This is a genomic window from Streptomyces sp. NPDC050610 (assembly GCF_040654875.1).
Taxonomy (GTDB): Bacteria; Actinomycetota; Actinomycetes; order Streptomycetales; family Streptomycetaceae; genus Streptomyces.
The window spans coordinates 136,384-148,387 of sequence record NZ_JBFAIV010000014.1; the positions used below are offsets into that span (position 1 = coordinate 136,384).

8 protein-coding genes and 1 pseudogene are annotated in these 12,004 nt (G+C 74.1%); 3 read left to right on the forward strand and 6 right to left on the reverse strand.

From position 1 onward, the window contains the following. Nucleotides 1–20: 20 nt before the first annotated feature. The 3 genes from AB0I22_RS19195 to AB0I22_RS19205 all read right to left on the reverse strand — a co-directional run bounded on the left by AB0I22_RS19195 (nt 21) and on the right by AB0I22_RS19205 (nt 5,118). Nucleotides 21–2,480 (reverse strand): tetratricopeptide repeat protein, encoded by a 2,460-nt coding sequence (locus AB0I22_RS19195; RefSeq protein ID WP_363131990.1) that lies wholly within the window; start codon nt 2,478–2,480, stop codon nt 21–23. A 25-nt stretch (nt 2,481–2,505) separates the two neighbouring features. Next, complete coding sequence (locus tag AB0I22_RS19200; protein ID WP_363131991.1) at nt 2,506–4,359, reverse strand: serine protease; 1,854 nt, start codon at nt 4,357–4,359, stop codon at nt 2,506–2,508. A gap of 120 nt (nt 4,360–4,479) precedes the next feature. Continuing rightward, nucleotides 4,480–5,118 (reverse strand): C39 family peptidase, encoded by a 639-nt coding sequence (locus AB0I22_RS19205; RefSeq protein WP_363131992.1) that lies wholly within the window; start codon nt 5,116–5,118, stop codon nt 4,480–4,482. Between the two features lie 354 nt (nt 5,119–5,472). Between AB0I22_RS19205 and AB0I22_RS19210 the strand changes: the two genes are divergently transcribed. Beyond that, nucleotides 5,473–6,612 (forward strand): class I SAM-dependent methyltransferase, encoded by a 1,140-nt coding sequence (locus tag AB0I22_RS19210; protein ID WP_363131993.1) that lies wholly within the window; start codon nt 5,473–5,475, stop codon nt 6,610–6,612. A 416-nt stretch (nt 6,613–7,028) separates the two neighbouring features. Here AB0I22_RS19210 and recQ read toward each other — a convergent pair whose 3' ends face one another. After that, nucleotides 7,029–9,131 (reverse strand): DNA helicase RecQ, encoded by a 2,103-nt coding sequence (gene recQ, locus AB0I22_RS19215; protein ID WP_363131994.1) that lies wholly within the window; start codon nt 9,129–9,131, stop codon nt 7,029–7,031. Between the two features lie 160 nt (nt 9,132–9,291). On the opposite strand from recQ, the gene AB0I22_RS19220 reads away from it, so the two are divergent. After that, nucleotides 9,292–9,618: a hypothetical protein gene (locus AB0I22_RS19220; protein WP_363131995.1), complete on the forward strand. Its 327-nt coding sequence runs from the start codon at nt 9,292–9,294 to the stop codon at nt 9,616–9,618. Nucleotides 9,619–9,736: 118 nt separating this feature from the next. Then, the gene (locus AB0I22_RS19225; protein WP_363131996.1) at nt 9,737–10,339 is read left to right on the forward strand and encodes a GNAT family N-acetyltransferase; all 603 of its coding nucleotides are present in this window, start codon (nt 9,737–9,739) and stop codon (nt 10,337–10,339) included. Between the two features lie 45 nt (nt 10,340–10,384). On the opposite strand, the pseudogene AB0I22_RS19230 reads toward AB0I22_RS19225, so the two are convergent. Then, nucleotides 10,385–10,901 (reverse strand): annotated as a pseudogene (locus AB0I22_RS19230) (GNAT family N-acetyltransferase). Further along, the gene (locus AB0I22_RS19235; protein ID WP_363131997.1) at nt 10,898–11,890 is read right to left on the reverse strand and encodes a hypothetical protein; all 993 of its coding nucleotides are present in this window, start codon (nt 11,888–11,890) and stop codon (nt 10,898–10,900) included. Before AB0I22_RS19235 ends, AB0I22_RS19230 begins: the two are co-directional and overlap by 4 nt. Between the last annotated feature and the right edge of the window lie 114 nt (nt 11,891–12,004).

The following is a 12,004-nucleotide window of genomic DNA, read 5'->3' on the forward strand; positions in this document are numbered from 1 at the left end:
CTGCTCCCCGTGTCGTCCGGTCAGGCCCTCGTCAGCGGGCGGATGGAGTTGGCACGGTCCACGAGGGCCCCGTGCTCGTCGGCGGTACGGGCCTGGCGCCGGGCGATGCGCCGCAGCGAGGCTTCGAGCAGCGAGCGGAGCGCCGCCTCGGGGTCGGGGCGGGCGTCCGCCGCGCGGCGACGGCCGCGGCGGGGCCGCCGACGGTCGGGCGGCGCGAAGCGCGGGGCGGCGAACAGCGGGGCGGCGAAGGCGCGGGCGGCGGCGCGGACCTCGTCGGCGCCGTGCGTACGGGCCCAGTCGAGCGCGACCTGGAGCACCTCGGCGTTGAGCCGGTCGCGGGCCTCGCCGGAGGGCTGCCCGTCGTCGAGGTCGAGGCGCGGCAGCCGGCGCACCGCGTCCTTGAAGTCGTCGACGGACGGCAGCCGGAACGGGGCCGGGCCGAGCCGCCCGGCACGGATGCGCACCGCCGCGAGCTGCGCGGCGTCGTAGTGGCGCGAGACCATCGGCACCCCGTCCAGCACCGCCACCGCCGCGTCCCGCTCGCCGGTCGCGAGCCGCAGCCGGGCCAGCCCGAAGGCGGCGCTGCCCTGCGAGCGGTTGCGCTGCCATACGGCCTGGTAGAACCACTCGGCGGAGGCCAGATCGCCCAGCCGCTCGGAGCAGTAGCCGAGCGCGAGCTTCGGCGCGTACTCGCCCGGCAGCACCCGGTAGACCCGCCCGAACTGCCGTGCCGCGACCTCCACTTGGCCGCGCGCCAGCAGCATCAGCGCGCGGTGCCAGCTCAGCCGCCAGTCGTACGGGGCGTCGGCGCCGCCGATGACGCGGCGCGCCTTCGCCAGCCGCCGGGCCGCCATGGGCAGCCGGCCGAGCTCCAGGTGCGCACGGCACTGGCGGAACTGGATCTCGGGGGACTCGGGCTCGTACCGGGAGGCGTTGAGCTGCTCGATGAGGCGGCGCGGCCCGGCGTCGGTCGGGGTGATCAGCAGTGGGGTGCCGGGGTCCTTCGGGTCGGGGAACGGCACGGGCAGGCCGAGCGGCACCCGGTCGGGGCCGGGCAGCCCGTGCCCCAGCGGCCGGGGCCCGGACGCGCCGCTCTCCAGCCAGTGCTCCAGCGGCGGGATGCGGCCCAGGGAGGCGTCGAGGAGCGCCGCGGTAGGGGCGAAGAGGGTGGACGGCTCGGGGTGCTCCTCCGCCATCCGCAGCGAGCGGGTCTCCCGCAGGATGCCGCGCAGCTGCTCCGCCATCTCGTGCGCGGAGGCGAAGCGCCGGCGCGGGTCGTGGGCGGTGGCGCGGGCGATGGCGTGCTCGTAGGAGGTGGCGGCGAGGCCGGGCGGCTGCTGCTCGGGCCGCTCGGCCCGCAGCGAGAGGTCCTGGAGGGTCCGGCCGACGCTGTAGATGTCGGAGCGCGCGCCGAGCCCCGCGAAGCCGTGCCGGATGACCTCGGGCGGTGCGTAGTAGGGGGTGATGACGGGGCGGCCGTCCTTCTTCGCCCGGCCGGGCCGGTGCGTCGCCCCCAGATCGATGATCTTGATCTTTCCCTCGTGGTGCATGACGTTGCCGGGCTTCATGTCGCAGTACACGAGCCGCTCGCCGTGCAGGTACTCCAGGGCGTCGAGGATGAGGCAGCCGTAGGTGAGGATGTGCTCGTAGAGCCGGGGCCCGTCGTACGGGGGCTCGGCGTGCGCGATGAACTCCTTGATCTGGGCGAGCGTGGTGCCGCCCACGAACTCCATGACGATGTAGCCCGTCACCTGGTGGCTGTTGCGGGCGGGGTGGGTGACGTAGTTGATGATGCGGACGATGTTGGGGTGGTCGAGCATCGTCAGATAGCGGCGCTCGTCCAGCGCCATGTCCAGCGACGCCCGGTCCTCCGTATGGATCAGCCCCTTGATCGCCACGGGCTGGTCGTCGAGCTTGGTGTCCTCCGCGAGATAGACCCAGCCCATGCCGCCGAAGGCGATGCAGCCCACCACCCGGTACTGGTCGCCCAGCAGATCGCCGGCGCGCAACTGCGGGGTGAAGTCGAAGGGGCGGCGGCAGTTGCGGCAGTACCCCGAGGTCAGCCCCGGCTGCCCGGCGTAGGGCGCGCCGACGACGAAACCGCAGCCCTCGGTGGCGCACAACTGGCCCCTGGCGGGCGGCCGGGGATCGTCCAGGACGAGGCTCTCGCGGGAGAGGAGATCGACGTACGGCAGCTCCAGCAGGCTGCCGCCCGCGTCCCTGACCGCGAAGAGCCGTGCCGTGCGCTGCCGGGCCCGCGCGGCCGTACGGGTGGTGGCGGTCTCGATGAGGGCGGCGGCGCCGGTGCCAGGGGGCGATGGCGATGACGAGGGGCCGGGCGGGGCGGCGGGGGGACGGAGGGGCTGCCGTCCGCAGTCGGAGCAGAAGCCGTTGGGCTTGATACGGCCGGGGCAGGGGGGACGGTCGCAGGCGGGCGAGGAGGGCGTGGCGGAGGGAGTGGCAGAGGGGACGTCCGTCATGAGCGGCCCTCTCGGGAAGCGGCTGTCATGGGCGGCCTTCTCGGGGAGCGGCCGGGGGGCGGGCGTCGGGCGGGTCGTCCGGCTCCGGCGGCCCGCCGTGCTCGGCGCGGCTCACGGCCCGAGCGAACCCGTACACGGCCCGCTCGGCGGCCTCCAGACCGAACGGCCGGGCGTCCAGCGCCCGCCGGGCCGCGCGGCGCAGCCGCACCATGTCCTCCCGCTCGGCGGGCCCCAGCGCCCCCAGCTTCGCGACGGCCGCGCTGAGCAGCCCCTCCAGATCGCCGCGCGCGAGCTCCAGCTCCGCCGCCGCCCGCCCCCGCTCCGCTTCGGCCCGCCGCCCCGCCTCGGCCTTCGACAGCACGGAGGCCACGGCGTGCTCGAAGGCGGCGAGCTTCGGCAGTACGCGGTAGCTGCGCAGGTCGGGGTCGGCGCGCAGCAGGCTCCGGGTGATGTGCAGTTCGCCCACGTAACCCCGCGCCTCCTCGCCCGCCGACCGCACCCGCTCGACCTGCCCGGCCAGCCACGCCAGCCAGGCGTCCACCCGCTCCGGGTCGGGCCGGAACAGTTCCTCGGCGAGCGCCAGCCCCGGGGCGCGCGGGTCGTGGAAGACGATCAGCAGTTTGCCGCCGCGGGACGCGAGGAGGCCGAGGAGGCGCAGCAGCGCCTCCGGGTCGGGCGCCCGGTCGACGCCGACGGCCACGACGGTGAGGGGGACCGTGCCCGTACGGATGAGGTCGGCGGGCGAGGCGCCGTTGTGCGTTCTGAGCCCCATGCGGTCGGCGACCAGCCGGGCGAGGTCGGGCGCGGTCCAGTCCGGCGCGACGATGGCCAGGTCGACGCTGCCGACCGGCGGCACGGTGCCCTGCGGACGGCGGGTCACGCGCGGCAGCGAATGGCCCCCGGACAGCTCGCGGCTGGCGAGGGTCACGGCGCGGCGGAGCGTCTCGTACTTGTCGCTCTCCTCGTCGGTGATGACGAGGGACTCGACGTCCATGAGCCCGTCGGCGCCGCCGGTGCCGGCGAAGCCGCCGGGCCGACTGTCGATGGTGTCCCCGCTGTTTGCGCCGTTCCGTACGGGTCCGTCCCCGCCGGGCAGGCTGAGGCTGCCGCGCCGCAGCCAGCGGGCGAGGCGGCGGGCGAGCCGCACGTCCTGCGCGCCGTCCGTCAGTTGGGACACCAGCCGCCGGTCTATGCCCTGCCTGCCGTGCACCCACTGGGTGACGACCGGGAGGTGGTACAGGATCGTTTCGGTGGGGATCATGTACGAGAGGGACCGGCGCTGCCCGGTCGGCACGGCGTCCGCCGGGTCGTCGTAGCGGCTGACCACCATGCCGATGACGTGCCCGGTGTCGCTCACCTCCACCGCCGAGCCGCTGAACCCGCGTCGGACCGTGTCCGCCGGGGTGTCCGGCGTCATCTGCACCCACTCGGACTGCGGCCCCGCCCGCCCGTCGAGCGTGGCCCGGAAGAGCATGCCGTGCTCGTTCGAGCCAGGGAAGCCGTACATGTTGACGGGCCGCCGCCAGGTCGGCGGCAGCCGGTGCAGTGAGGTGGCGTATTCGGGCGGCTGCGGGACGCTGAGCCTCAGCAGCGCCACATCCGCGCAGTGATCGGCCTGTTGCGGCTTCCAGCCGTCCTCGGCGACCCGGGCGGGCACCGGCCGCGCGTCGCGCACCGCCGCGAGTTCGACGAGCACCTCGGCGTCCGGGTCCGGCTGCCCGTACTGGTCGGTGATGACGTGCGCGCAGGTCAGCACCGTGTCGGTGTCCAGAAGAATTCCCGCGCCCGTGACGGCGCGCGATGCTCGACTACGGATGCGTACCCGCCAAAGCCCGCTGTGCGGGGACTGGTTGGCGGGGAGTCCCAAGTCCGCCCCCATGCGACGACAGCATACGCGCGCCCGTGCCCGAGTGGCGCGGCCCGACTCATGAGGCACTTGACAGGAACGCCGGGGGCGGTTCGCGGGGCGGCGGCGCGCCTTACGCCGACGAGGGAGAGGTCAAGCGTGCGGGCCGAGCACGACCCCGCGGCCGGCGTAGAAGTGCCCCAGCTCGGCCCACGGCACGCGGGCGAACTCCTGGGACTCGTCCGGGAATCCGGACGGATTGTGGATGAGCAGGTGCCCGTCATCGGCCCCCACCGCGAGCACCAGATGCCCGCCGCGCGTCGTCGGCCGCGCGCCCGGCGTCCGGATCGAGGGATGTACGGACAGCATGACGAGCCGCCCCGCCGACAGCTCGTCGCGGATCTCCGCCGTGGACAACTCCGGGCGCGACTCGGCGAACAGGCCCCAGCGCCGCTGCGCGTAGGCGGCGAACGGCGCGTAGATCAGCCCGTCCACGCGGTCCGCGTGCCGCACGTACGCGCCGGCCTCCCGGCACTCCTCCGCGAGGGGGACGGACGGCGGCGCGCCGCCGCGCCAGTGGTCGAGCGCCATCCGCAGGCAGGCCATCCCGCACATCCGCCAGGACCAGAAGCCGTACTCCTCGGCCGTGGCCGCCCCGGACTTCTGCCACAGCGGGTCGTCGGCGGCCCGTACGTCGCCCGCGATGATCGCGGGCACGAGACCGGGGGACTCCCACTGGGCGTAGTAGGGGACGGGATGGCGTATGGCGCGGGGCGCGTCGACTGCTGTCATGGCCGCCAGTCTGACCGACGCCGGTCCTGACCGGTGGGGAGGGGCGCGGCGGACTGACCAGCGGACCGGCGGCCTCGCGCGCCCCCGCACCGAAAAAGTGGTCGTCACACCTTCCGCGATCGGCCAGAATGTAGTGCTCTGCCGGACTTCGACGCGCGGTACCGGCCCGGTCGGCCGCTTCGGCCTGCCCGCCGACCGTACGCGCGGCCGCGGCGGCGCCCGGTGCCGCGGTCGGCCCGGGGGTTCGGGGGCCGTCCCCGGGAGCGCGGCGCACCCATGAGAGGCCCTCCGCTGAGCACGCACCAGAGCACGCATCAGAGTTCGCATCAGAGTCCGCATCAGAGTTCGCCTCACATGATCCGCTGGACCGACCGGGACGAGACGCGGCGCTCGGCCCGCTGGCGCTCCGAGAGCGCCGCGCCGCCGCCCGCCCGGATACGGCTCGCGGACGACCGTATGACGGCCGACGAGGCGTACCGGCTCGCCTGCGAAGGCACCGCACTGCTGTGGGACGGCGACTTCCAGGGGGCCCGGCAGCTGCTGGGCGCGATGGCCCGGCGCGTCGACCGCGGCCCGCGCCGCAACCGTTCGGCGCGCCCGCCCGCCGCCTCGCCCGCCGAGGCGTTCCACCGGCACCGCCAGGCGCAGCACCGGCGCGCCCGCGTACTGGGCATGCTGCTCGTGCCGATCGACGACGGCCACGCCATCGCGCTCCGCCGGGCGCCGGACATACGGGAGGCGTGCGCGCAGGCGTACGGTCCGCCGGACGGCCCCAGCGTGGCCTCGCTGCGGGAGGTGCTGGGGCTGATCGGCGCGTACGAGTGGCGGCGCGGCGGCGTGCCCGTACCGGCGCTGGGCGGTGACCGCGTCCACCCGCACTACGGGGTGTTCTCGCCGGTCAGGGGCGAGTACATCGACCTGGTCGCCGACGCCGCGCTGCCCGCGGGCACCACCCTCGCGTACGACATCGGCACGGGCACGGGCGTGCTCTCGGCACTGCTGGCCCGCCGGGGCGTGCGGCGGGTGGTGGCGACCGACCTCGACCCGCGCGCGCTGGCCTGCGCGCGCGAGAACGCCGAACGGCTGCGGGTCGCCGACCGCGTCGAGGTGATACGCGCCGACCTGTTCCCGCCGGGCCCGGCCCAACTGATCGTCTGCAACCCGCCGTGGGTCCCGGCCCGCCCCACCTCGCCCGTGGAGCACGCCGTGTACGACCCGGACAGCCGCATGCTCCGCGGCTTCCTCGACGGCCTCGCCGCCCACCTGTCACCGGGCGGCGAGGGCTGGCTGATCCTGTCCGACCTGGCCGAACACCTCGGGCTGCGCACCCGCGAGGAACTGCTGACCGCCATCGAGGGCGCGGGCCTGCGCGTGGTCGACCGCACGGGCGTCAAACCCCGCCACGGCCGCGCCGCCGACCCCGACGACCCGCTGCACGAGGCGCGCGCGGCCGAGGTCACGTCTCTGTGGCGACTGGCGGCGCGGGAGGGCTGAGGGGGGTCGGGGCGGCGGCCCCGGTCGGCCACCTGGTACCGGGCGGTGGTCCTGGCATCGGGCGGCGGGCGGTGGTCCCCGCCGGGGCTGCGGGTCCGGCCACCCGGTACCGGGCGGTGGTCCTGGCGCCGGGCGCAGGGCGATGGTCCTGGCTTCGGGCGGTGGTCCCGGCCGGGGCGGCGGGTCCGGCCGGGACCGTGCGGGACGCGGCGGGTCCGGCCAGGGCCGCGAGAGACGCGGGGTCCGGGCCGGGGCCGTGCGGGAGGCGATTGCCCGGCCGGGACCGTGCGGAACGGAACGCCGCGGTCAGGCTGGGGCCGCGAATGACGTGACGGTCGGGCTGGGACCGCGCGTCAGCCGCGTGGCCCGGCCGGGGCCGTACGGGACGCGGCGGTCCGGCCGGGGCCGTACGGGGTTCAGAAGCCGAGGTCTTCGGGCTCGTCCGGTTCGTCGAAGTACGGTTCGTCGGCGTCGGTGGGCCAGCCCGCGTCGGCGGATCGGGCGGGCCGGGCGGCGGGAGCGGGGCGCGCGGAGGCGGTACGCGGCCGGGCGGGGGCGTCGGGCGCGGAGTCGGCCGGAGGCGTGGCCGGGGCAGGTCCCTCGGCTCCCTGCACCCCTCCCGTCCCTTCCGCACCCTCCGTCCCGGCCAGCAGGTCCAGGATCTGCTGCCCGTACTTGGCGAGCTTGTTCTCGCCGACGCCGTTGACCGAGCCGAGCGCGGCCAGCGACGCCGGCGCGGCGGTCGCGATCTCGCGCAGCGTGGCGTCGTGGAAGATCACGTACGCGGGGACGCCCTGCTCCTTCGCGGTGGCGCCGCGCCAGGCCCGTAGCGCCTCGAAGACCGGCAGGGCGGCCTCCGGCAGGTCGACGGGGGCGCGCTTGGCGGACCCCGAGCCCTTCGCGGCCTTGCCGGGCCGTGCCGCGGGCTTGGGTTCGCGCCGCAGCATCACCTGACGCCGGCCGCCGAGGACCTCGGAACTGTCGGCGGTGAGCACGAGGGTGCCGTAGTCGCCCTCGACGGTGAGCAGCCCCTGAGCCAGCAGCTGGCGCACCACGCTGTGCCACTCGGGGCCGCTCAGCTCGGAGCCGATGCCGAAGACCGACAGCCCGTCGTGGTCGTGCTGGATGATCTTGGCGGTCTTCTTGCCGGTCAGGATGTCCACGATGTGGCCCGCCCCGAACTTCTGGCGGCGTTCGCGGTCCAGCCGGACCACCGCGGAGAGCACCTTCTGGGCGGGCACCGTGCCGTCCCAGGACTCGGGCGGCGACAGGCAGGTGTCGCAGTTGCCGCACGCGGTGCTCTGCTGCCCGAAATAGGCCAGCAGCTGGACGCGGCGGCACTCGACCGTCTCGCAGAGCGCCAGCATGGCTTCGAGGTGGGTGGCGAGCCTGCGCCGGTGGGCCTGGTCGCCCTCGGACGTGTCGATCATCCGGCGCTGCTGCACGACGTCCTGGAGCCCGTAGGCGAGCCAGGCGGTGGAGGGCAGGCCGTCGCGCCCGGCGCGGCCGGTCTCCTGGTAGTACCCCTCGACGGACTTGGGCAGGTCGAGGTGGGCGACGAACCGCACGTCCGGCTTGTCGATGCCCATGCCGAAGGCGATCGTGGCGACCATGACCACGCCGTCCTCGCGCAGGAAGCGCGCCTGGTTCTCGGCACGGACGCGGGCGTCGAGCCCCGCGTGGTACGGCAGGGCCTGGATGCCCTCCTCCGCGAGGAAGGCGGCGGTCTTCTCCACCGAGGAGCGCGACAGGCAGTAGACGATGCCCGCGTCGCCGGGGTGCTCGGTGCGCAGGAGGTCGAGCAGCTGGCGCTTGGGGGCGTTCTTCGGCGCGACGCGGTACTGGATGTTGGGGCGGTCGAAGCTGGCCACGAAGTGGCGGGCGTCGTCCAGCCGCAGCCGGGAGGCGATCTCGCGGTGGGTGGCCTCGGTGGCGGTGGCGGTCAGCGCGATGCGCGGCACCTCAGGCCAGCGCTCGTGCAGCGCCGAGAGGGCCAGGTAGTCGGGGCGGAAGTCGTGGCCCCACTGGGCGACGCAGTGCGCCTCGTCGATGGCGAAGAGCGAGATCGTGCCCCGGTCGAGGAGCCGGAGCGTCGACTCGACGCGCAGCCGCTCGGGCGCGAGGTAGAGCAGATCGATCTCCCCGGCCAGGAACTCGGCCTCGACCAGCCGCCGCTCGTCGAGGTCCTGCGTGGAGTTCAGGAACCCGGCCCGCACGCCGAGCGCGCGCAACGCGTCGACCTGGTCCTGCATGAGCGCGATGAGCGGCGACACGACGATGCCGACGCCCTTCCGCACGAGCGCCGGGATCTGGTAGCAGAGCGATTTTCCGCCGCCGGTCGGCATGAGGACGAGCGCGTCACCGCCGCCGGCCACATGCTCGATGATCTCTTGCTGACTGCCCCGGAACGCGTCGTAGCCGAAGACGCGGTGCAGCACTCGCAGGGCTTCGCTGTTCTCGGGCGCGTCGGGGGCGTCGGGCGCCTCGGGCGCGTCGGTGCCGATTTCCAGGGCGGTCATGCAGGCCATGGTAGGAGAGACCGCTGACACTCAGGTGGCCGAACGGGATGCCGGGACGGGACGGTACGCCGTCGGCGGCGCTTTGCTCGCTAATGCTGGAAAATAGGTGGTAGGCGCTGTTGATGCGGCTATGCAGGGTTATGTCTGGAAGGTGTGGGCGATGGACTGGACGACGTGGACCACGACGAGCGTCATCGCGGGCCCTGGCGGCGTCTCGACGGACGAGGCGGGCACGCTGACCGGGGACATCACGGTGCACACGACCTGGCGCGACGGCCTGGCGTACCTGGCCGTGCAGCACAGCTCGGCGCTGGACTGGTACACGATGACCGGCAGCCCCGCGCACGTACCCGACGAGAAGTCCAGCCGCGCGCTGCACCAGGCGGCGGTGGAGGCGGTACGGGCGGGCGGCGGCGCGGTGGTGCCGGCCGCGGGAACGGCTCCGGACTCGGGAACGGATTCGGGAACGGATTCGAAGGAGGCCTGAGGCGGCGGGCACGGGGCGGGGGCCTTGATCGTTGTCCGGTCGACGGGCGGACGGGCCGGGAAACCGACCGGGCCGACGAGCCCGCCGAGAAGCCGGAACGAGTGGAAGGCCCGCCCCTATGTCCCTCACCGAGGATGTGCGCGTACGCCCCGCGACGGGCGACGACGTGCCCACCGCCGTACGGACGCTGACCCGCGCGTTCGCCGACTACGCCTATACCCGCCACGTGATCGCGGCCGACGACCACGAGAGCCGGCTGGGGCGCATGGACGAGCTGTTCCTGTCCCGCATCGGCCTGGTGTACGGCCGCGTCTGGGTGGCCGACGAGGGCCGCGCCGTGGCGGTGTGGACCACGCCGGAGCAGGACCCGAGCCCGGGCTTCGCGGAGATCGGCGCGGAGATCGGCGAGCTGGCGGGCGACCGCGCGGCGGTCTACGAGGCGGTCGAGGCCGCGCTCGCGCCGTACCGCCCCACCGAGCCGGTGTGGTTCCTCGCCACGGTGGGCGTGGACCCCGAGTCGCAGGGCCGCGGCCTGGGCAGCGCGGTGCTCCGGCCCGGCCTGGAGGCCGCGGCGGCGGCCGGATACCCCGCCTTCCTGGAGACGTCTGGCGAGCGGAACGTGAGGTTCTACGAACGGCTCGGCTTCGCGGTCACGGCGGACGTGCCGCTGCCCGACGGCGGCCCGCGCACGTGGTGCATGCGGCGGGAGGCGCGGGGGTAGGGGGCGGGGACGCCGCCGCTACGGATACGCGCCGGGCAATGCGGGTCAGCGGCTGGCTCGGACCATCACGGTGAGGGCCGGCGAGGCCGGTGACGGCTGGCTCCGGCCGATGTCCATGTACCCCCATGACTCGTAGAGGGCGTGAACCTTTCCGTCGCCGGCGGCGGGGTTGACCATGAGGGTGGCGTACGGCTCGTCGCGGCTGGCCAGGAGGGCGTCGTGGATGCGTCGGGCGGTGCCGGTCTTCCGCCAGGTCGATCGGACGCCGATCTCCTTGATGGCCACCGCCGGGCGCTCGGTGTACCTGTCCGCCGGCGCCGGGCTGGTGCGTTGCCAGTACCGATCGCCGTGTTCGATCGTGTTGCCGTAGGCGTAGCCGACGGGAAGTCCGTCCGCGTAGGCGAGAACGGTTACGAACCTTGGCGCTCACCGAAAGCGGTAACCGCGTACTTCGGCAGGTGCAGCAGCGGGGCGCGCACGTCGGCGTTCACGTAGAGAGGATCGCTGCGGACGGAAGAGGTGCGAAGAACACGCGCAGTCCGGCGGAGGGCGCCGTGGTCATGCGGTCGTCCTCCAAGTCGCCGCGTGCTCGGTCCAGGTCTGCACGGCGGTACTTCCTGGCGCGGTGGCACACAGCGTGGTGCCGAACCCTCGCAGCATGTGTGCTACCCGAGCGTGCTGGGCGGCGACGTCGGTGGGGACCTTCATTGCTGTGGCGATGGCCAGTTCGGTGTCTCCTTGGCCGAGTTGGGCGGTGGCGAGGCGCGCGGTGTTGATGGCGCGGTCGCGCCGCATCTGAGGACGGAGCAAGGCCAGGCTCCGGTGGGCATGCGTTTCAGCTCGTTCGAAGTTTCCGAGGCGGAAGTGTGCGGCGAGCGCCAGCGTTTCGAGCTCTGCTCCATTGCGTACCGCAGTCATCCACACCGGCCGAGCGAGAGCCGGATCGGCACGTTCAAATGCGTCCTGAGCGCAACCTAGGGCACGCTGCACGGCTGCGGTATCGCCGAGGAGGCCGAGAGTGGCGGCCTGGCGGGCATGGCCCAGGCAGGCGAACAGGGGGTCGCGGCGTGTGAGACGCAGGTTGCGGGCAACGTCGTTGGCGGCCAACGCGTCTTCGGGCCGGCCCATGTGCCGGTACATCGTTCCCGCGTGACTCCAGATACGGAACTTGATCGCCGAGTCGCCGGAGATCTCGGCGAGGGCCTGGGCCTCGCGCATGTGCGTCTTGGCGTTGTCGAAACGGCGGCCATCGATGGCAGCCCACATCGCGGAGGAACGGAACGCCGCAGCGGAGGCGTAGAGGCTGTTGCGTACGCGCTGGGTGGCGCTGCCCGAGTCTTGCAGGTCAAGTGCCTCGTCGGCGAGGACGGCGGCCTGCTGCTCGATGCCCAGCCGCCCGCCGTGATGATGGTCGCTGGAGATGATCTGGACAAAGCGCTTCCGTAGACGGTCCACATCGCTCATGCCGATGCGGCGCGGTGCCGCGGCACCGGGGGCGGTTGCCGCGGCGGCCGCCGCGGCGATGCCGCCGACGAGGGTGCGACGCTTCATGCCGGTCTCCTGCCGCACTGAGGTTGAGGCGGACGGGGCCCTGCGCCGCGGCACGAACCCTAGGGCTGTCGCGGGGCGGCCGGTGACATCTTCAAGTGCCTTGCGGGTGGCCGA

Coding starts and splice junctions, on each gene's coding strand:
- AB0I22_RS19195 (WP_363131990.1), bottom strand. CDS start 2,480: ATGACGGACGTCCCCTCTGCCACTCCCTCCGCCACGCCCTCCTCGCCC.
- AB0I22_RS19200 (WP_363131991.1), bottom strand. CDS start 4,359: ATGGGGGCGGACTTGGGACTCCCCGCCAACCAGTCCCCGCACAGCGGG.
- AB0I22_RS19205 (WP_363131992.1), bottom strand. CDS start 5,118: ATGACAGCAGTCGACGCGCCCCGCGCCATACGCCATCCCGTCCCCTAC.
- AB0I22_RS19210 (WP_363131993.1), top strand. CDS start 5,473: ATGATCCGCTGGACCGACCGGGACGAGACGCGGCGCTCGGCCCGCTGG.
- recQ (WP_363131994.1), bottom strand. CDS start 9,131: ATGACCGCCCTGGAAATCGGCACCGACGCGCCCGAGGCGCCCGACGCC.
- AB0I22_RS19220 (WP_363131995.1), top strand. CDS start 9,292: ATGGACTGGACGACGTGGACCACGACGAGCGTCATCGCGGGCCCTGGC.
- AB0I22_RS19225 (WP_363131996.1), top strand. CDS start 9,737: ATGTCCCTCACCGAGGATGTGCGCGTACGCCCCGCGACGGGCGACGAC.
- AB0I22_RS19235 (WP_363131997.1), bottom strand. CDS start 11,890: ATGAAGCGTCGCACCCTCGTCGGCGGCATCGCCGCGGCGGCCGCCGCG.